Source organism: Flavobacterium sp. Leaf82, assembly GCF_001422725.1.
Lineage (GTDB): Bacteria > Bacteroidota > Bacteroidia > Flavobacteriales > Flavobacteriaceae > Flavobacterium.
The window spans coordinates 109378-132638 of sequence record NZ_LMMA01000036.1 but is presented as its reverse complement, the minus strand read 5'-3'; the positions used below and the strand labels follow the sequence as shown (position 1 = coordinate 132638).

Below are 23261 nucleotides of genomic sequence, written 5' to 3'. Positions count from 1 at the left end.
TTTTTTAATTGTGAGTTGTTAATTATAAATTTCTGTTTGATGTATAGTTTGTCATTTCATAGTTTGTCATTTCGACGAAAGGAGAAATCACACTAGTATTCGATAACAATTGTCACTTTTAGGAACGGAGTTTCATGTGTGATTTCTCCTTTCGTCGAAATGACAAAAAAAAACAAATACAGACTTATAAGGTTTTAAATCCCAGAAGGAAACAAAAAATGAAAAACACAATATTCTTATTTTTTCTCTTCACAACGTTTTATATCAAAGCGCAAATTCCTGTGCTTAATAATTACAATCAAATCTGGAATGCGCAAAGCAATAATGCATCAGAATCGATGCCTTTGGGCGGTGGCGATATTGGCTTGAATGTTTGGGTAGAAAAAGGTGATTTGTATTTTTATTTTTCCAGAAGCGGTACTTTCGATGAACATAATACTTTATTGAAATTAGGTCGGGTAAAAGTTACTTTATCGCCAAATCCGTTTAAGGATAATGAAGGTTTTCATCAGGAATTAATTTTGAAAGACGGTTATGTTGTGATTGCTCAAAAAGGCACTAAAATCAAACTTTGGGTAGATGTTTTTAAGCCCATTATCCATTTGGATTTAGAAAGTAAAAATCCGTTAAAAATGACGGCTTCATATGAAAGCTGGCGTTATAAAAATCGAGAATCAAAAGGAAAAGCAAACAATGCCAATTCGTATAAATGGGCGCCGCAAGGTGAAATTATAACTTATAAAGATTCAATTTCGTTTGAAAATAACGGACTGAAATTTTATCACAGAAATAGGGAAAATACAGTTTTTGATGTTGCGGTTAAACAGCAAAAAATGGAATCGGTAAAAGATCAAATGCTAAATCCTTTGGCAAATCTCACTTTTGGCGGATTCATGACTGGAAATAATTTAAAACCTGACGGAACTTATACAGGAACTTATCAAAATACAGATTTTAAAGGTTTTAATCTTTCGAGTATAAAACCTTCTAAAAAACATTCATTAGAACTTTATTTAAATACGAGTCAAACTGATTTTGAAAGTTGGAATAACAGTTTAAAAAATCAGGTTTCGCCAAATAAAAACATTTCAAAACAAGCAGAAAAAAAGACAATAAAATGGTGGAATGATTTCTGGAATCGCAGTTTTATTTTTACTCAAAAAAATCAATCGATTGATAAGGATTCTGTATATCAAATTGGGCAAAATTATCAGTTATTTCGATATATGTTAGGCTGTAATGCTTACGGAAAATATCCAACAAAATTCAACGGCGGACTTTTTACTGTTGATCCTGTTTTTACGAATCCGGATTTAAATTTTACACCAGATTTCAGGAATTGGGGCGGAGGAACAATGACGGCGCAAAATCAGCGATTGGTTTATTTTCCGATGGTGAAAAGCGGTGATTTTGATATGATGAAATCACAATTAGATTATTATCTGTCTTTGCAGAAAAATGCCGAATTAAGAAGCAAAGTATATTGGGATCACGACGGAGCATCTTTTACGGAACAACTGGAGAATTTTGGTTTGCCAAATCCTGCCGAATACGATTGGAAACGTCCCGCAGATTACGATCCGGGAATGGAATATAATGCGTGGCTGGAATATGAATGGGATACAGTTTTTGAGTTTTGCCAAATGATGCTGCAACAGAAAGAATATGCCGGAGAGGATATTCAAAAATATACTTCGTTTATTATAAGCTGTCTTCGGTTTTTTGATGAACATTATCAATATCTCGCTCAGCAAAGAGGCAGAAAAGCTTTGGACGGAAATGGAAAATTAGTTTTATATCCGGGTTCTGGAGCTGAAACATATAAAATGACAAATAATGCTAATAGTACAATTTCGGCTTTACAGGTAATTACAGATAATCTTTTAAAACTTTCTTCGGAACAATTATCAAAAGAAGAATTAGAATATTTAAAAGGTTTTGAAACGAGAATTCCGGCTTTAAATTTTGGTCAAATCGATAATCATAAAGTATTGGTTCCTGCAAAATCCTGGGAAAGAATTAATAATTCTGAGGTTCTGCAATTGTATCCCGTTTATCCGTGGGGAATTTACAGCGTTGGAAAACCTGATTTAGAAACCGCTCTAAATACCTGGAAATACGATACGGATGCCATAAAATTTAGAAGTCACGTAGGTTGGAAACAAGACAATATTTTCTCGGCTCGTTTAGGTTTAACCAAAGAAGCAGCGAAATATAATTTATTAAAAATATCGAATTCTGACCGAAGATTTCCGGCATTTTGGGGTCCGGGTTTCGATTGGGTTCCGGATCATAATTGGGGAGGTTCCGGTATGATTGGTATGCAGGAAATGCTTTTGCAGGAAGCGAATGGAAAAATCTATCTTTTTCCGGCTTGGCCAAAAGACTGGAATGTTCATTTTAAATTACATGCAAAACAAAATACAACTGTCGAAGCAGAACTTGTAAATGGCGAATTGAAAGTTTTGAAAGTGATTCCGGAAAATAGAAAAAAAGATATAATTAATCTTCTGAATACATCAGAGGAAGAAAAAATACAACTAAATTAAAAAAACATGACCAAAAAAATATTTAGTTCTTTTGCCCTGGCATTACTTTTTGCCGCAAACGGACAAGCACAATCGGCTGATAAACAAATCGTAAAAGTCGATTTTGATTTTTTTCAAAGAAGATTAGAAGAAGTTCATGACCCAAGTTATGATTCCTGGGTGATTAACGAGGCAAAAGAAGCCGAGAAATCATTCAATAATGTGACATTCAAACTAAAAGGAAACTTTACTTCAAAATGGTATAAAGTGGGGATGAATGCTCCCTATTATAACAGATTAGGAAGCGACGGATTGGTTACTGCTGAAAATTTAGAATTGAAAATTAGCGGATTCAAAGCGGGAAAACATACGCTTTTAACCTTTCATAATGCTTTTGATGTGATTACGGGAAAAACATTTTCGCCAATCAAAATTTATGTAAACGGAAAACTGCAGGAAACCGTTAATGCAAGTCAAAGAGCTAATAATAAGATTGATGCGGCAATGGTTTATCTTCCGTTTACTGCAGTAAAATCTAAAGATGTCATTATTCGGTTTGAAATTGACCCAACAACAAATCCCAATATTGTAAAACAAATCGTGATTAACGGTTTTGAAATTGATACACCAAACTTAATGAATCAGGCACGTTCTCCGGAACCAAAAAACAGAGACGAACATGTTGTTGTGGCTGATAAAACTACCGTTTTGAAATGGGATGCTTCAAAAAAAGCGGTAGCACATAAATTGTATTTTGGCGAAGATTCAACTGCGGTTACAAACGCGACCGATGCCTCAAAAGAATTCAAAGGAAAATTAACTACAAATACATTTCCGGTTGCTGATTTGTACAGTGGTTCAACATATTACTGGCGTATTGATGAAGTCGATGCAAAAGGCGATGTGACTTTAGGAAACGTTTGGTCTTTTAAACCGGCACAATTGGCTTTTCCTGGAGCGGAAGGTTACGGACGTTTTGCAGTAGGAGGACGTGGCGGAAAAGTTATCGAAGTAACAAACTTAAACGATGATGGTCCGGGAAGTTTGCGTGATGCTGTAAATCAGCAAATTGGTCCAAGAACGATTGTTTTTAATGTATCAGGAAATATTAAACTGGCATCGAGACTAGTAGTCAATCAGCCCTATATTACGATTGCAGGACAAACAGCACCGGGAGAAGGAATTACGCTTAGCAGAGCGCCTATTGGACTTACCGGAAATGATGGTGTTGTTCGGTTTTTGAAAGTTAGAATTGGTGGCGGTACTACTTTTGACGGAATGGGATTAACAGGCGCAAATTACAGTATAATAGATCATTGCTCGATAAGCTGGACAATCGATGAGTCGTTTAGTTCTCGTGGTGCGCATCATATTACGTTGCAGCGAACTTTAATTTCTGAAGCCTTAAACGTGGCAGGACATGATAAATACGAAGTGGGAAAAATGCACGGTTATGCGGCAACAATTGGCGGTGATATTGGTAGTTTTCATCACAATTTACTGGCGCATAATTACGGACGTAACTGGAGTATTGGCGGTGGTTTGAACGGAGACGGTTATTATTCAGGAAAAGTAGATATTACCAATAATGTGGTTTATAACTGGGGACATCGCACAACTGATGGAGGTGCAAACGAAGTAAATTTTGTCAATAATTTTTACAAACCGGGAGCGTCAACGGATATTTTTGTTGCCTTAAATGCACAACATGAGGGAGTTGGGAAAGGAATGCAGCGTTATTATTTTAACGGAAATGTAATGCCGGGTTATTTTGATGAGAATTCTCAGGAAAAAGGAAGAAAAATGACAATATCCAATAAAGAAATAGTAGAGTATGAAACGTTTGTCGATAAACCATTTTTCGAATCGTTTGTAGAAACACAATCGGCAAGAGCGGCTTATAAAAATGTACTTTCGGATGTTGGTGCCAATCAGCCGTTTTTTGATAAACACGATAATAGAATTGTCTATGAAACCCTAAAAGGAACCTATACTTATAAAGGAAGTAAGAGTGGTTTAGGCGGAATGATCGATAATGAATCTGATGCGGGAGGATGGCCAAATTTTGCTTCAGAAACAAGACCAACTGATTGGGATACAGATCATGACGGATTACCAAACTGGTGGGAAAAAGCATTCGGTTTAAACGAAAATTCTAAATCAGGAGATTTTTCAGATGCAAATTCAGATACGGATAAAGATGGATTTACACAATTAGATAATTATCTGGATTGGATGTCAACGCCACATTATTTTGTGAATTCGGGTGAAAAGAAATTACTTTCAGCTGAAGATTATTTTAAAGGATATGAGAATAAACAGGTTTATACTTTCTCTGATCTTAAAAATGGAAAAGTAGTTTTAAAAGGAAAAGATATTGAGTTTACAGCAATAGAATTAGGATTAGCTTCTTTTATATTGACTGTAAAAGATGCAGATGGAGATTCTATGAGCCGTACTATAAATTTCTTTGTGATATAGAAAAAAAAGTTGCCACGAATTACACAAATTTTCACGAATTAAATTTTTTTGACTATTTCATTTTAAAAAAAAATTAGTGCAAATTCGTGAAATTCGTGGCAAAAAAAATCTGCCAAATCTGCTAAATCTGCGCGCTAATTTTTTCTCACGCAGATCTAGTAAATCACGCAGATAAAAAATCCGTTTTTATCCGCGTTTTGCCAAGGGCAATCCGTTTTATCCGCGTTACAAATCATTACAATATCAAGAACAATTCAAAATGAAAAAGCAAGTCATATTATTATCAGCTATACTTTTGTCAACAACGATTTTTAGTCAGAATAAAGGTTTGGTTGCCAATTCGCAAAGTCCCTATTCAAAACTACAAAGTGTTGGTCTTGAAGATGTAAAATGGACAAACGGTTTCTGGAAAGAACAATTTGATGTAGAAACCAAAAATACATTGCCGTATATGTGGAATTTGTATCACAACGATTCGGTTTCGCATGCTTATAAAAACTTCGAAATTGCGGCTGGTTTAATGAAGGGAAAATTTAGCGGACCTTCATTTCACGATGGTGATTTTTATAAAATTTTTGAAGGAATGGCAGCAACTTATGCCGTAACAAAAGATAAAAAACTAGATGCTGAAATGGATAAAGCCATTGCGCTTTTCGCGAAAGTACAACGCAAAGACGGTTATATTCATACACCGGTTTTAATCGACGAACGCTGGGGAACTTTAGGGCCGGAAGAAGTTAAAAAACAATTGGGTTTCGAGAAATACAATATGGGACATTTAATGACCGCTGCTTGTATTCATTATCGTGCAACGGGAAAAACGAATTTCCTGAATATTGCAAAAGATGTTGCTGATTATTTGTATGATTTTTATAAAAAAGCTTCGCCAGAATTGGCACGAAATGCGATTTGTCCCTCTCATTATATGGGAATTGTCGAAATGTACCGAACAACGAGAAACCCAAAATATTTAGAATTAGCCAATAATCTTATTGATATTCGAGGAACTACAAACGACGGAACCGATGATAATCAGGATCGTATTCCGTTTAGGCAGCAAACCACTGCAATGGGTCACGCGGTTAGGGCAAATTATTTATATGCCGGAGTTGCGGATTTATATGCAGAAACGGGAGAAAAGAAATTACTGGACAATCTGGAATCGATTTGGGACGATGTTACCTATCGCAAAATGTACATTACAGGTGCGTGTGGAGCATTGTATGACGGAGTTTCGCCAGACGGAACTTCGTATGATCCAACTGTAGTTCAGAAAATTCATCAGGCATACGGACGTCCTTTTCAATTGCCAAACGCAACTGCTCATACTGAAACCTGTGCCAATATTGGAAACGTTTTATGGAATTGGAGAATGCTGCAAATTACCGGAGAAGCCAAATATGCCGATATTGTCGAGTTGGCTTTGTACAATAGTGTACTTTCCGGAGTAGATTTAGAAGGAGAAAAATTCTGTTATAACAATCCGCTTAATGTTTCTGATGATTTGCCTTTTCAGCAACGATGGGGAAATGAGCGCGAAGGATACATTAAATTATCCAATTGTTGTGCGCCAAATGTAACCAGAACAGTTGCCGAAGTTGGAAATTATGCTTACAATCTTTCTACAGAAGGTTTGTTTGTAAATTTATACGGAAGTAATACTTTAAAAACAAAAACGTTAAACGGCGAAATTTTAGAAATTGAACAACAAACCAATTATCCGTGGGACGGAAAAATAACTTTAAAAATTATAAAAGCGCCAAAAGAAAACTATGATTTCTTTTTACGAATTCCGGGTTGGAGTAGTGACGGTAAAGTTTCTGTAAACAATTCTAAAATTGAAGGTAAAATTCTTTCGGGAACCTATTTTAAATTAGAACAAAAATGGAAAAAAGGAGATGTTATCGAATTAAATATTCCGATGCCGGTAGAGTTGATGGAAGCCAATCCTTTAGTAGAAGAAGTTAAAAATCAGGTTGCGCTAAAAAGAGGACCTTTGGTTTATTGTCTGGAATCAGATCAACTTCCGCAAAGTGCAAGTGTAAACGATGTGATTCTAAACCTAAATTCAAAATTCAAAACAGATTTTATCGAACTTAGAAATAGAAAATTACTAACGATTGAGGCAAGTTCTACAATTGCTGCTAATAATTCTTGGAAGCAAATACTTTACAAACCAATTTCATCAAAAGAAGAAAAAGAGATTACTGTAAAATTGATTCCGTATTTTGCGTGGGGAAATAAAGGCAAAGGCGAAATGACCGTTTGGATGTCGCATTAAGAGTAAAATTATTTTAAAAAAAACATTCCTATTTTCCGTAGAGACGCACTGCAGTGCGTCTAACACATTTAAAAACCAATTGTTATTATAAAATATTTATAATTTGAAAAAGACATAAATAACGTAGACGCACTGCTGTGCGTCTCTACGGATATACTAGATCTAAAACCTTAATTTAAAATTATGAAATACATTTTAACATCATTTTTATTAATAACGACTTTTTTGTCAGCACAAACTATCGATAATAAGTTTGCATTAACCGTTGCTCAGGATGGTTCAGGAGATTTTAAAACGATTCAGGAAGCGGTAAATAATGTTAGGGATAATTCAGTTAAACGAGTTGTTATCAATATAAAACCAGGAATTTATACGGAGAAATTGGTGATTCCGGCAACTAAAACATTTATAACTTTAAAAGGAAGTGATAGAGAAAAAACAGTTATTTCATTCAATGATTATTCGGGAAAACCGCTTAGAGAAGTTGATGCATCAGGCAAAAAGGAGTTTGGAACTTCTACATCTTATTCTTTTTTAATTCAGGCAAATGATTGTACACTCGAAAATCTTACTGTCGAAAATACTGCTGGTCGAGTAGGACAGGCGGTTGCGTTGCATATAAAAAGTGACCGGGTTGTGGTGAAAAACTGCAATTTACTGGGCAATCAGGATACGCTTTATTTGTCAGAAGGCAATACTAGAAGCTATTTTGAAAACTGTTTTATAAACGGAACAACCGATTTTATTTTTGGTGCTGCGACAGCTTATTTTTATAAGTGTACGATCGAAAGTTTGACTAATTCTTATATTACGGCAGCTTCAACTCCTAAAGATCAGGCGTATGGTTTTGTTTTTACAGATTGCAGACTTACTGCGAAAGATAATACCGTTGATAAAGTTTTTCTGGGAAGACCCTGGAGACCTTATGCACAAACCGTTTTTGTAAATACAGATATTGGTTCGCATATTGTACCCGAAGGATGGAACGAATGGATTGATACAAGATTTCCTGATAAAGATAAAACCGCTTATTATGCAGAATATGCGAGCAAAGGATTAAGTGCAAAAGAGGTATCGAAAAGAGTTTCGTGGTCACATCAGCTTAAAAAAGCAGACATTAAAAAATACAATAGAGATTTAGTTTTGAATGGATGGAATCCAAATAAATAAAATTGATAATTATGAAAAGTTTCAAAATCTGTGCAATTGCAATATGGTCTGTTTTACTGTTGAGCGCTTTTAGTTTTAAAGCTAAAACAACTACGATTTATTTAATTGGAGATTCTACAGTAGCTGATTATTCGTTAGAAGAAGAGTATCAAACCAAGAAATTTCCGCAAGTAGGCTGGGGACAAATGTTTCAGCCTTTTTTTTCGAAAGACAGCTTGAAACTTGTAAAAAATATTTTAGGCAATACGACCGAAGTAAAAATTGATGACAGAGCAAAAGGCGGCAGAAGCACCAGAACATTTTTTCAGGAAGGTCGTTGGGCTGCGGTATATAAATCGCTTCAAAAAGGAGATATTGTAATGATGCAGTTTGGACATAATGATGCGTCTGTAGAAAAAACAGAACGTTATGTAAACATCGAAGGATATAAAGAGTTTTTACGCCTTTTTGTAAATCAATCCAGAGAAAAAGGCGCTACACCAATAATTTTGACTCCCGTTGCCAGAAACTATCCATGGAAAGACGGTAAACTAACAAATGTTCACGGCGAATATCCACAGGAAGCGAAAGATGTAGCAAAAGAACTGAATGTTAAATTAATAGATTTAAACGAATTGTCTATGGAATTTTTCTCTTCTAAAGGACAGGATTTTGTTACGACAAATTACTTTATGAATTTTGAGGCTGGCGTATTTCCGGGATATCCAAACGGACAAAAAGATAATACACATTTTCAGACTGCAGGTGGTAAGGAAGTTGCCGGATTAGTTTTTAATGCCATGAAAAAATTGTAGTTTTTATCTAATTATTGGGCTTTAGCAACTCTCAGCTCTTGAAGAGTTAAACAAAATTTTGTTTTTTTTATGTAATAATGTGTCCATTTAAAATTTATTGGTCAGAATTTACGTTTAAAAAAAATTTTTTTTTTATAAGATTACCAGTAAGTTTACACTAGTGCTATTAAGGACTGTTGTAGGTTTTTTATACAATTATAAGCGATGTTTTATCAAAAAGACGTAAGTATATATTTGCCAATTATATTCTTTAACCGTTTATGTATCAAGCTTCAACTTAATTAATTTTGCGAATAAAATAACGTATAATTGTTTTTACTATTTTTTCTTCTTCTTTTTATATAAAATCACTTTTAGTATTGGATTATAGTCAAACTTATTCTTGATTTTTTCTGATACATACATTTTTTCTTTCTTTTTTTTATTAATATTGTTTTTTTAAGTGTAATTTTTTGGCATAATACTATTGAAGCAGGATAGCACAGGACGGTTGTAATACGCAATCGTTATATTTTTGGTTCAAAATTAATAAATGTGTTTTCAACATTTAATAAATACTTTAAGATTACTTTACATTTTGTTTATTAGATTGAACGCATATTAAACATGACTAACACTAACAATTACTAACCTAACCAAAAAAAACATTTATGAAACAAGCACTTATAAAGAGATGTAGTTTTCTTTTGTTTACCATGATGACGGTGATGAGTTATGCTCAAAACACAGTCACTTACACTACTGTAACTGTAACGGGAACTGTTACTGATAATTTAGGAGGCCAATTACCCGGAGTTAACGTAACGGAGAAATCTACAAAAAATACAGTCACGACAGATTTTAATGGGCAGTATACAATTAAAGTAAAAAGCGGAGCAACATTGGTTTTTTCTTTCATAGGAATGAAAAAATCAGAAGTACCATTAAACGGTCGTACTGTTGTGAGCACAAAATTAGCAGAAGATTCTAATCAACTTGAAAATATCGTAGTTGTAGGATACGGTACTCAAAAGAAAAGAGAACTTACAGGAGCAATTGCTACTATTAAGGCAGATGATTTAATGGACTTGCCGGTAACAAATTTATCTGACGCATTAAAAGGATTAGTTCCAGGTGTTAACGTTACTAGTGGATCTGGTCGTCCTGGTGAATCAGGAACTGTTCAAATTCGTCAAACTTTTAGTTTATCCAAAGATGGAGGCTTTAATATTCCTTTGATAATCATTGACGATATGATCCAAGTAGATGCGAGTAATGGTAAGCCTACATTAGAACAATTTAATAGATTAGATCCTTCTGAGATTGAGAGTATTACTGTATTAAAAGATGGTTCTGCTGCTATTTACGGTTCTCGTGCTTCACAAGGGGCAATTGTGGTAAAAACAAAGCGTGGTAAAGCTGGTAAAGCAAAATTCTCGTATAATAGCCAGTTTGCTATAAATGATGCAGTTAGCCATAGTAAAGTATTGAATGCTTATGAATTTGGGGTTTTCAGTAATAGATTTTTTAATTCAAGAGTAGCTGCGCCAGCTGTTATTGATCCAGCTACCTTATATTCAGCTTCAGAATTGGAGCAAATGAAAAGCTTAAATTATAACTGGTTAGATGAAGCTTGGAAACCTGCGATTCAACAAAAACACTCTTTTAATGTGAGTGGAGGTAATGAGGATATTACCTATTTTGCAGGTGCTACTTATCTAACACAAGATGCTAATTTAGGGAATCAAAAATATGATAAATGGAATTTTCGTACAGGAATTAATGCGAAAATTGCCAAGAATTTAGATTTATCTGCTTCTGTTTCTGGAAATGTTGGTGTAGTTGATAAATCATTTACCAAAGCATCATCAAATATTAGTGACGGTAGCTATGGTTCTGCTGCCGGTGGAGAACAAGCAGATTATGGATTCTTGCTACATATGCCGCAACATGTGCCTTGGGAAACTACTTTAGATGGGAAACAATATTACGTATCTCCATTTCCTAATTCAAATAAAAACTTTGGAAGTGCAAATGCAAATACTACAATTGCTGGTTGGAACTATTTTGCAAACTTAAATAATGGTTCGCATCAAGTTACTGATGATAATTCGTTCAATGTAAATGCTTCACTAAATTATAAAGTAGCTGCAGTAAAAGGATTATCTTTTAAGGTAACATATTCAAGAAATCAAAGCTCAGCTTATACAGAACAAATTCAATTGCCATATGATTTAGCTAGAATTAGAGACTATCAACTTATAGATAGACACTTGGCTAGTTCAGCTAATCCTAGTATTTATAATGCAACAACCAATCCTACAGGAAGTTATATTATAGAAACTAATGCAAGAAATTCAAGAGTTTATTATAATAATACAGATAGTAAAAGTACTCAGGGCGATTTCCTGATTAACTACGACAGAACTTTTGGAAATCACCAAATTGGAGCAATGGTAGGTGGTGAAGCATCAGAAGTATACAATACATTTACACGTTTGGCTTATGAAAACACTGGTAAAGATTACTTAGGTGATTATCGTACAGCGGGAACATTAAGTACTTCTAATAGCCAGGCTACAAAAGTAGAAGGAGGAACATTATCTTATTTTGGACGTTTCAATTATAGCTACAAGCAAAAATATTTGTTCCAGTTTATTCTTCGTAGTGATGCTTCGACAAAATTTGCACCAGAAAATTATTGGGGAACTTTTCCATCTGTTCAATTGGGTTGGGTAATGTCTAAAGAGAGCTGGTTTGAAAAAAGTGTACCGTGGGTTGATTTCTTGAAAGTTCGCTACTCAATTGGTAAAACAGGTAAAGATAATATTCAGCCTTGGAGATGGGAGCAGTATTATGATCTTATCGTCGATAAAGGTTTTCAGTTCGGACCTGGTACAGCTACTGGTGGAGGTGGATTTAGTGGAAATGGTTTGACTCCTAGGGTAAATCCTAATAGAGATGTAACATGGGATACGACTATAAAAAATAACCTGGGAGTTGATATTAATTTATTGAAAAACAGATTAAGTTTAACTTATGATTTTTATTATGACAAAAATAAAGATATGCTTACAGATATGAGTAGTGCTGTAGGTGTTCCAATCTCTGTTGGAGGAGCTTATGCTGAACAAAACTATGGTCGAATTGATGCATGGGGATCAGAAGTCAGCATTACCTGGAGTGATAAGATAAAAAGTAATATTAGCTATAATATTGGAATCAACTTTAGTTATAATAACAATGAAATCAAAAAATATCCTGATCAAGGTAATCTTCTTCCATCTAGTAATGCTTCGCGAGTGGGATATTCATCATTTAATCCAGTGTGGGGATTTGCAGTTTGGAAAGGAACATCAACAGGAGATGGTATCTTACGTACAGATGAAGATATTGCAAATTATTGGGCTTATTTAACTGAGCGTGCAACAGCTGCAGGTACTGTCCCAAGATATTTAGATATCAATTCTGTCTCTGGAATCAGAAAAGGATCTTTGGCTTATCAGGATGTTGCCGGACAACTTAATCCTGATGGAACTTTAGCACAAGCAGATGGTCAAATCATGAAAGACAATGATTACGTAAAATTAGCCAATAGCAGTAGAACTTATGGTTTTACAACAAACTTAGGTTTTAAATTTGACGGATTTTCTTTGAGAACTCAGATAGCAACTTCTTGGGGAGGAGCAAATTTTGTAGATTTAGTAAATCAAGGTACTTCAACTGCACACAATATGTGGTCTCGTGAGAGTTTCTGGAAAGATATGTATGCTGAGGATAATCCAAATGGTAAATATCCAAATGTAGCACAATGGAATTATATGTCTAGTCCATCAGATTTCTGGCAGCTGAATACTTTCCGTTGTTTTGTTAGAAACTTAAGTCTTAATTATGACATACCTAAGAAAGTTTTTGCAGACACTAAAATCGCTGCTATAACGCTGGGTATAACAGGTAATAACCTTTGGGATTTATATAATCCTTATCCGGATCATTATAGAAATATGTATGATAATTCTTCTGTAAATTATCCTACACTTAGAACTTGGTCGCTTAACTTTAACGTATCATTCTAATCAAAATTAAAAAGAAACTATGAAAACACCATTTAAATATATAGCGCTATCAATATTACTTGCTGCAAGTGCAGTTTCTTGTAGCGATGATTTTTTAAAAGATAAAAAAGGTTATGGCTTTTATGATGATACTTTCTACCAGACTCAGGAACGTGCACAGGCCTATGTAGATAATCAATATTATGATTTTTACAATGCTTATAAATCACCAATTTCTACTATTATTGGCTCTTATACAGATACCAATTCAAGATTGACAGAGGAATTAGGAGGTACACAAGATCTAATCAACCCTAATAAAACGTTTATAAATTCTGCTGATGCAAGCGGATATTATGGGGCAAAATTAGCGACAAGTATTAACAATCATCCTTATAATAGAATTAGAGAATGTAATGCTTTTTTAGAAGAAGTAGATGTAAAAGGGGCAAACCTGGATAAAACATTTCGCGATCAGGCAAAAGGGCAGATGTACTACATGCGTGCAATGCAGTATTTTGATTTATTGCGTGTATATGGTGGTGTACCAATCGTTACCACCGTTCAGGCAGCTGCAGCTGATGACCCATCAATTCAACTTCCGAGAGCCAAACCTTCTGAAGTTGTAGCACAAATCGTAAAGGATTTAGACATGGCGGCAAGTTTATTACCAGGAAACTGGGGATCTGGAGCTTACGGACGTTTCACAAAAGGGGCAGCGATGGCACAAAAATCCAGAGTGCTTTTAACATTTGCTAGTCCTATATTTAATAAAAATTGGGATGGTTCAAATGAACGTTGGGAAGCAGCCTTAAAAGCAGGATTGGAAGCAGAAGCTCAATTGACTGCTGATGGATATGGACTATACGGAAGTAATGCAAAACAATGGGAAAACATGTTCTTGATTGACAATGCTTTTTGCTCAGAAGCAATCACCGTACAACTTTGTGGAATTGGAATTACTTCTCAGGCAATTAATAATTCATGGGAAAAAGGAATTCGTTTATTAAGTTTAGGAGGAACTGGAGGTGGAGTAGCCGCTCCTAAAGAAATGATTGATTTGTTTCCAATGGCAGATGGTAAAAGACCAACTGCTGCAAACGGTTACAACGATTTTACTTTTTTTCTTAACAGAGATCCAAGATTCTATAGAACATTTGCTTTCTCTGGTGCTAAATGGGGGTCAAAAGAAACTCCTAATTCAGTTCTTTGGGCATACCGTTGGGTAGATGGTGCTAATAAAGCTGGTTTTTCAGATGGAAACACTGCAATCTCAAGTCCCGCTTTTGTTAGAAAAATGACAAATATTGCAGCTAGTAAAGAAACTAACTTCCAATATTCCGGAACAGATATTTTTGAATATCGTTATGCCGAGTTATTATTGAATATTGCCGAATGTTACGCAGCTTTAGGACAAACAGGGAATACTTTAGCTTATTTAGGAAGAATTAGAAACCGTGTTGGAATTCCATCCGCAAATAATTACGGAATTGGCACATTAACAGATAAATATAAGGCTATTGAAGCGGTTTTATATGAAAGAAGAGTAGAATTAGCTTACGAAGGAAAACGTTTTTGGGATGTTCAAAGATGGATGCTATATGATAATGAAGTGCTACCTGGAGTTAGCGGAGGTACTGTAAGTAAATTAGGTTTAACTCCAATTAATGGAACAAAACGTACTGGTAACTTTTTACAGTATAGAGTTGCAACCACATCTTCAACTACAGATCCTTTAGCTACTGCTCGTGCAAGTGTTGTTGCAGATCCGGATGCCACAAATTTTGGAGCACAGTTAACAACTTTGGCAGCATTTTATAATGCAAATTTTATTCGCACATCTCTAGTTACACCTATGGATAATTTTAACGGAGCTGCGGTTAATATTAAATTCAATCCCAACTATTATATTAATGGTCTTAATACAACAGCTTTAACTTCAAATCCTTGGTTATTGCAAACTATAGGCTGGAATGATAATTTTGGAGGAGCCGGAACCTTTAATTACCAAGAATAATTTTATCCTCAAAATGATTTATTAAAACATAAAAGCAATCACCTGTATTTCTAAAAATACAGGTGATTTGTTTAAAAAGAATTACCATAATTACAAATTAACATGAAAAATTCCGTATTATTTATTCTATTTCTGGTTGTCGTGGGAAATTTCGAGTGTTTCGCTCAATATCCAAAGCTAAGTGCTGAAGTTCAGGCACAAGAAAAAGCAATTAAAGAAGAAGCATCAAAACTTTCTGATGAAGCCTGGGAAAAAGCCCTTGTTATTATCGAAGAAGAAGCCAGACACGGAAAACCATATATTCCGTGGGCATCAAGACCAAACGATTTACCTCAGGCAGAAATCCCTGCATTTCCCGGAGCCGAAGGTGGAGGAATGTACACTTACGGAGGTCGTGGCGGAAACGTATATACCGTTACAAGTCTCGAAGACAGAGGACCCGGAACCTTACGTGAAGCCTGCGAAAAAGGAGGAGCAAGAATAGTAGTATTTAATGTTGCCGGAATTATCAAAATCAAAAGTCCGCTAATCATTCGCGCACCTTACATTACAATTGCAGGACAAACGGCTCCCGGAGACGGAATTTGTATTGCAGGAGAATCCGTTTGGATCGATACACATGATGTAATTATCAGGCATATGCGTTTTCGCCGTGGAGAAACTTTCGTAGGCCGTCGTGATGATGCCATTGGAGGAAATCCTGTTGGAAATATCATGATCGATCACGTTTCTGCCACTTGGGGATTAGACGAAAACATGTCAATATACAGACATATGTACAGTCCCGGTGCAGGATATCCGGACGAAAAGAAACCAACGGTAAACATCACAATCCAAAACAGTTTATTTGGTGAAGCTTTAGATACCTACAACCACGCATTTGGAAGTACTTTGGGAGGAGAAAATTGTGCTTTTGTTAGAAACATGTGGGCAAATAATGCCGGTAGAAATCCTTCAATTGGATGGAACGGAATTTTTAATTTCGTAAACAACGTTGTTTTCAACTGGTACAACAGATCAACAGATGGTGGAGATTATACCGCCAACTACAACATTATCAATAACTTTTACAAACCGGGACCCGTTACAGATTTAACGCAGCCTATAAGTTATAGAATCTTAAAACCGGAATCAGGAAGAAGCAAATTGCCTTACATGGTTTTTGGTAGAGCTTACGTAAACGGAAACGTAGTAAACAACAACGATAAAGTAACAAAAGACAACTGGGACGGCGGAATTCAGATCGAAAATAAAAAAGGCGAGTTAATGACTTATGACGATGCCAAAGATTATTTTGCTAAAATGAAAAGCGACAGACCATTTCCAATGCCTTGGTTCAATAAATTTATGAGTGCACAGGAATCGTATGATTTTGTACTTAAAAATGTTGGTGCAACTTTACCAATCAGAGATAAAGTAGACGAAAGAATCGTAAGAACAGTAAAAACAGGAGTTCCTGAATATGCAAAAGGATTAGAGAAAAAAACATTCTACCAGTTCGAACACAGACGTTTACCTATGGATTCTTATAAACAAGGTATCATTACGGATATTTCGCAAGTTGGCGGATACCCAGAATACAAAGGAAAACCTTATACAGATACAGACAAAGACGGACTTCCGGACAAATGGGAGAAAAAACACGGATTAAATCCAAATGATGCTTCTGATGCAAAATTAGATTCAGATAACGACGGATATTCGAATATCGAAGAATACCTAAACGGAACAGATCCAAACCAAAAAACAGACTGGAAAGATCTATCCAACAATCACGAGACATTAACAAAATCTCTACAAGAATAGTTTAGAAATAATTCAAAAAAAAGTCTGCCAAATCTGCTAAACCTGCGAGAAAAAATTAGCAAACAGATTTTGTAGATCTGGCAGATTTTAAAAAAAAACAGCATTGTAATTCATAATTTTATTAAAATGAAGTCAATAAAAAAAGCAAGTGTTTTGATGATGCTTTTGGTATTTTTTACCAGTATCGCACAACAGCATTTAGATCCGGAATATATAAAAGTAACCAACGAAAGAGCCACCAAAATTGTTGAAAAATTAGGATTGAAAAATCCCGAGAAAGAAAAAGCAGTTATTGATATCGTTGCACAACAATTTAGAGATTTAAGCGAAATTCAGGATGGAAGAGATGCCGAAATCAAAAAAATTAAAGAAGACACCAGTTTAGCTAAAGAAAAGCAAAACGAAAGCATTGATAGGCTAAAATCAAAGGCAGATCAATCTATTGATAAACTGCACAAAACCTATCTTAAAAAATTAGGAAAACAACTCACCGAAGATAAAATTACAGAAGTAAAAGACGGAATGACTTATGGTGTTTTGCCAATTACGGTTGCAGGTTACAACGACATGCTGCCTAATTTGACCGCTGCACAAAAAGAATATATTTATAAAGCTTTAGTCGAAGCCAGAGAACATGCAATGGACGGCGGATCTTCTAAAGAAAAACACGGTTGGTTTGGAAAATACAAAGGAAGAATCAATAACTATTTATCTAAAGAAGGTTACGATCTAAACAAAGAAAGCGCCGACTGGCATAAACGCCTTGAAGAACGAGAAAAGGAAAAAGGTAATAAATAAATACAATATTGTCATTTCGACGAAGGAGAAATCACACAAGAGATTCCGTATAGAAATTTGCGAATCTTTGTTGAGCTCCGTGTGTGATTTCTCCTTCGTCGAAATGACAAAAAGTTAAAATCCTATTATTTTTCAATCGAAAATTCATAATTCCCATGCAAAATAGTTCCTCCAATACACTTCTAAAAAGAACCATAATGATCTTTTCGTTGTGCTCTGTTTTTTCATCAGCATATGCACAATATCCACAGATTCCGAAACCGCTTCAGGAAAAAGCCGATACACTTTTGGCAGATGAAGAAAAGCGTTTAAACGAAATTTGGACAGCCAATTATAGTATTATTCAGGCCGAAGCAAAACAAGGAAAACCTTATTTACCCTGGGCATCTTATCCTAAGGATTTTGTCTGGGCAGATATTCCTGCTTTCCCTGGTGCTGAAGGAGGCGGAGCTTTTACACAAGGAGGAAGAGGTGGAAAAATATTTGTAGTAACCAGTTTAGAAGACAGCGGAAAAGGAACTTTTCGCGAAGCTTGTGAAGCCGTTGGAGCAAGAACAATTGTGTTTAACGTTTCCGGAATTATTCAGTTAAAAAAGAGAATCAGCATGCGTGCACCTTACGTTACCATTGCCGGACAAACGGCTCCGGGTGACGGAATTTGTATTGCAGGCGAAACCCTTGAAATCGATACACACGATGTAATCATCAGACATATGCGTTTTCGCAGAGGTGCAACAGAAGTAACTAGAAGAGACGATGCATTGGGCGGAAACCCAATTGGGAATATTATCGTGGACCACTGTTCTGTAAGTTGGGGATTAGACGAAAATATATCCTTATACAGACACCAGTTTCAAGCCAATGACAAATCAAAATTGGAGAAATTACCAGCTTGTAATATTACGATTCAAAATACTATTTCATCTGAAGGTTTAGATACCTACAATCATGCTTTTGGAAGTACAATTGGCGGATTAAACAGCACTTTCATGCGTAATCTATGGGCAGATAATATCTCCAGAAACGCTTCTATAGGCATGTATGGCGATTTTAATTTTGTAAATAACGTCATCTTCAATTGGTGGAATCGTTCACTTGACGGAGGAGATTATCGTTCGATGTTTAACATCATCAATAATTATTTTAAACCCGGACCAATTACACCAACAGATCAGCCAATTAGATACAGAATCCTAAAACCGGAATCATGATATATGACACCCAAAACATATGGAAGAGCTTATGTTGCAGGAAATTATATTCAGGGATCTCCGGAAGTTACAGCAGATAACTGGAACGGCGGTGTACAATTAGAAGATCTTCCGGAAGCAGAAACCAAATCGTATCTGGAATTAATCAAACAGTCAAAGCCTTTTTCTATGCCAAAGATCACCATCATGTCAGCAGAAGAAGCCTATGAATTTGTACTGAATAATGTTGGTGCCACTTTGCCAAAAAGAGATATTGTAGACGAAAGAATTATCAAACAAGTCCGCACCGGAAAAATTGAATCTAAAGACGGATTAGAAAATGCCATAGGCGCAGCATATATAAAAAGAAGATTACCCGCAGATTCTTATAAAAAAGGAATCATTACACATCCGGATCAGGTGGGCGGTTATCCTCAATACAAAGGAAAAGCCTATAAAGACTCAGATAATGACGGAATTCCGGATGCTTGGGAAAAGAAAAACGGACTAAATCCAAACGACGCTTCAGATGCCAATAAAGATTCAAATGGAGACGGATATACCAATATCGAAAAGTATTTTAACGGAATTGATCCAAAATCTAAAACAGACTGGACGAAACAAGAAAATAATACGGATACATTAGTTAAAGAATTATTACAGTAAATTTAGAAGACAGAATAAAGAGAATAGAAAAATCTAAATTCTAAAATTAAAATAAGCTCAAAGTCTGTCATTTCGACGAAGGAGAAATCTTCGCAAGAAACTCTACAAAGATTATCAAGCATGCGGAGCTACTAACGAAGATTTCTCCTTCGTCGAAATGACAAGATTGTAGAAATTAGGAATGTAAATTATAAGCTAGAAAAGTAAATAACTGATTAAGTTTAATTTTAAAGTTTAAAAAATAATAAGGTGAATTTGTCCCAACTAAAAAATATAATCTCCCTTAAAAAAGATAAAATTATTTTGTCTGGTTTTGTAATGCTTTTAAGTATTAACATCACAGCGCAAAATAATTCCCCTGATATTATAAAAACAAAAGAAGGAAAACTTTCTTTTACAACCGATAATGCAGGAAATCAAATCCCTGATTTTTCTTTTGCCGGATATAGAAACTCAGAAGTAGCAATTCCGAATATTGATAATAAAATTTTTGTTTCCAAACAAGAAGAAGATGCCACTCAAAAAATACAAAACGCAATTGATTATGTGAGTAATTTAAAACCGGACAAATCAGGTTTTCGCGGAGCCGTGCTTTTAGACAAAGGGACTTTTAAAATCAGCGGAACTTTATACATCAAAAAATCAGGCGTTGTTTTAAGAGGAAGCGGAAATTCAGAAAACGGAACTATACTTTTAGGAACCGGATTAGAAAGAGAAGCCCTAATTCGTGTTTTGGGTGTTGCTGATAAAGTATATAAAGATTCTTTCGAATTTAATTCAGCATATACACCACTTGGAACGCAGAAAATTCAATTGAAAAATGCGTCAAAATTAAAAGTTTCTGATGAAATCGAAATCAGTAAACCTTTAACGGATAATTTTATCAAAGCATTAAACATGCAGGATTTTGGAGGAGAAACATCCTGGATTGGCTGGAAAAAAGGCGATTGGGATATGACCTGGAACAGAGTTGTAACCAAAATCGACGGAAATGAAGTTACCTTAAATGCTCCATTAACAATGTCTCTTGATGATATTTTTGGAACTTCAAAAGTAACTGTTTATTCCTGGTTGGGAAGAATCGAACATATCGGAATCGAAAATATTTTGATAAAATCGACTTATAATCCTTCAAATTTAAAAGATGAAGAACATCGCTGGCAAGCCATAAGTATTGAAAATGCCAGAAATGCGTGGGTAAAACAAGTCAACTTTAAACATTTTGCAGGTGGAGCAGTTTCCGTTTTAAAAACATCACAACAAATTACAGTTGAAGATTGTATCGCAACAGAACCAATTTCTGAAATAGCATCCTTTAGAAGACATACTTTTTATACCGAAGGACAGCAAACCTTATTTCAGCGTTGTTATTCAGAATTTGGATATCATGATTTCGCTGTTGGAGGATTTGGAGCAACCGGACCAAATGTATTTTTACAATGCGAATCACATTTGCCTTTTGAAAATAGTGGAGCTATAGGAAGTTGGACAACCGGAGTTTTATTCGACATTGTCAATATCGACGGAAAAGCTTTAAGCTACAATAATAGAGAACAAAACGGAAGAGGAGCAGGCTGGACAGCGGCAAACTCTGTAATCTGGGAATCATCAGCTTCAAAAATAGAATGTTACAGTCCGCCAACAGCGCAAAACTGGGCGTTTGGAGTTTGGGGACAATTTGCAGGAAACGGACATTGGAAAGACGTAAACGGTCATATTAGTCCAAGAAGTTTGTTTTATGCACAATTAGAAACCAGATTAGGCAAACTTCCTTTTCAGTCTTTTATTTATGATTTAGGTTCAGAACCCTCTTCGAGTCCGAGTGTTGAAGTTGCAGCAGAATTGACTAAAAATTCAGCGACAACTGCAAAAAGTTTACCGGAATGGATTGCAGAAGTTTCAAAATCAAATTCAATTAACAGCAATAATTCAGGCTTAAAAAACGCCAATGATTTAAAGAATAACGATCAAAATAAAACATCAAAAAACAATTCGAAAGTAAAAATCGAAAACGGATTATTAACTTTTGAAGGAAAACTAATTGCCGGAAAAAAAACCAATGTAGCGTGGTGGCGCGGAAGTCTTTTAGACAATGATGTAAAAAAATCTTCACCACATATTACCAGATTTGTTCCGGGAAGAAGCGGAAACGGACTTACAGATAAAGTCGAAGAAACCGTAGATTATCTAACAACCAACAATATAGTTGCCCTTGAACATAATTACGGACTTTGGTACGACCGCAGAATGGACGATCACGAACGCGTTCGCCGCATTGATGACGATGTCTGGCCTCCGTTTTACGAACAGCCTTTCGCCAGAAGCGGACAAGATTTTGCATGGGATCATTTGAGCAAATACGATTTAACAAAATACAACGATTGGTATTGGAATCGTCTGGCTCGTTTTGCAGAACTGGCAGAACCAAACGGACAATTGTTAATCAATCAGCAATATTTTCAGCATAATATTCTAGAAGCCGGAGCGCATTGGGCGAGTTCTCCCTGGCGTTCAGCAAACAATATAAACAATACAGGTTTTCCGGAGCCACCGCCTTATGCAGGCGATAAACGTATTTTTATGGCAGAACAATTTTATGATATTACAAATGCCGAAAGAAGAAAATTACATCAGGGTTTTATCAGAAAGTCGTTAGAAAATTTTCAGGAAAACAGCAACGTAATTCAGTTAACAAGTGCCGAATATACCGGTCCGCTTCACTTTATGGAATTTTGGCTCGATGAAGCCCAAAAATGGAAAGATGAAACCCATAAAAACGGAATCATTGGTTTAAGCGCTACAAAAGATGTTCAGGATGCGATTTTAAAAGATGCAAAAAGAATAAAAACAGTTGATTTAATCGACATCAGATATTGGTATTATAAAGAAGACGGAACCGCTTATGCACCACAAGGCGGAGTTAATTTAGCGCCAAGGCAACACGCCAGAAAACTAAAAACCGGAAAAGAAACTGACGATCAGGTATATCGCGCTGTTCGTGAATACAAAGAAAAATATCCGGAAAAAGTGATTTTATATTCAACAGACGGATCTTCAAGATTTGGATGGCCGGTATTAATGGCGGGAGCTTCTTTGCCTAATATTCCTAAAATTGAACTTCCCGTATTTTATTCCGCTTTAAGCGAAATGAAACTGGTTGACGGAAATACGTTTTCAGATAATCTTTGGAAACTGGAAAATAAAGGAAAAAGCTATCTTTTTTATGCTAAAAAGTCTCAGGAAATATCGATCGATTTATCAGATTACAAAGGAATTTTCGAAGTATATGAAATTAATACAACAACAGGAACTTTGACAAAAAAAGCAAATATTAGCGGAGGAAAACAGGTCATAATTCCGCAAACTGAAATAAAAGAAAAAGCACTTTTTGTAGTGAAGAAGTAAGAAAAAGGTTTGCCACGAATTTCACAAATTAGCATGAATTTTAATTTTTAAAATAATCTGCAAAATCTTTTTAATATGTGTGAAACAATTT

The 23261-nt window shown here is 35.4% G+C and carries 12 protein-coding genes; all 12 read left to right on the top strand.

All coding sequences use genetic code 11. The features are described from left to right. Positions 1 to 218 precede the first annotated feature (218 nt). Entirely contained in the window at positions 219 to 2549 is a 2331-nt protein-coding gene (locus ASF10_RS22490) for a DUF5703 domain-containing protein (RefSeq protein WP_056254570.1), read from the top strand. Between the two features lie 6 nt (positions 2550 to 2555). Then, the gene (locus ASF10_RS22485) at positions 2556 to 5009 is read left to right on the top strand and encodes a polysaccharide lyase family 1 protein (RefSeq protein ID WP_056254567.1); all 2454 of its coding nucleotides are present in this window, start codon (positions 2556 to 2558) and stop codon (positions 5007 to 5009) included. Between the two features lie 259 nt (positions 5010 to 5268). Next, on the top strand, positions 5269 to 7290 hold the full coding sequence (locus ASF10_RS22480; RefSeq protein ID WP_056254564.1) for a glycoside hydrolase family 127 protein: 2022 nt from the start codon (positions 5269 to 5271) through the stop codon (positions 7288 to 7290). Between the two features lie 183 nt (positions 7291 to 7473). Continuing rightward, on the top strand, positions 7474 to 8460 hold the full coding sequence (locus ASF10_RS22475; RefSeq protein ID WP_056254560.1) for a pectinesterase family protein: 987 nt from the start codon (positions 7474 to 7476) through the stop codon (positions 8458 to 8460). Positions 8461 to 8471: 11 nt separating this feature from the next. Continuing rightward, positions 8472 to 9254 (top strand): rhamnogalacturonan acetylesterase, encoded by a 783-nt coding sequence (locus ASF10_RS22470; protein WP_056254557.1) that lies wholly within the window; start codon positions 8472 to 8474, stop codon positions 9252 to 9254. A 650-nt stretch (positions 9255 to 9904) separates the two neighbouring features. Then, a complete protein-coding gene (locus ASF10_RS22465) occupies positions 9905 to 13309 on the top strand; it encodes a SusC/RagA family TonB-linked outer membrane protein (protein ID WP_056254555.1) in 3405 nt (1134 codons plus the stop codon). 19 nt (positions 13310 to 13328) lie between these two features. Then, entirely contained in the window at positions 13329 to 15305 is a 1977-nt protein-coding gene (locus tag ASF10_RS22460; RefSeq protein ID WP_056254553.1) for a RagB/SusD family nutrient uptake outer membrane protein, read from the top strand. A 102-nt stretch (positions 15306 to 15407) separates the two neighbouring features. Further along, entirely contained in the window at positions 15408 to 17111 is a 1704-nt protein-coding gene (locus tag ASF10_RS22455) for a hypothetical protein (RefSeq protein ID WP_056254550.1), read from the top strand. 126 nt (positions 17112 to 17237) lie between these two features. After that, a complete protein-coding gene (locus tag ASF10_RS22450; RefSeq protein ID WP_056254548.1) occupies positions 17238 to 17909 on the top strand; it encodes a DUF3826 domain-containing protein in 672 nt (223 codons plus the stop codon). A 197-nt stretch (positions 17910 to 18106) separates the two neighbouring features. Beyond that, positions 18107 to 19120, top strand: coding sequence for a polysaccharide lyase family 1 protein (locus ASF10_RS24605; protein ID WP_241775003.1), 1014 nt, complete (start codon positions 18107 to 18109; stop codon positions 19118 to 19120). 3 nt (positions 19121 to 19123) lie between these two features. Next, positions 19124 to 19765, top strand: coding sequence for a thrombospondin type 3 repeat-containing protein (locus tag ASF10_RS24600; protein WP_241775002.1), 642 nt, complete (start codon positions 19124 to 19126; stop codon positions 19763 to 19765). A 249-nt stretch (positions 19766 to 20014) separates the two neighbouring features. Beyond that, positions 20015 to 23170, top strand: a complete 3156-nt coding sequence (locus ASF10_RS22440; RefSeq protein ID WP_056254545.1) for a DUF6298 domain-containing protein — start codon at positions 20015 to 20017, stop codon at positions 23168 to 23170. The last annotated feature ends 91 nt before the right edge of the window (positions 23171 to 23261 follow it).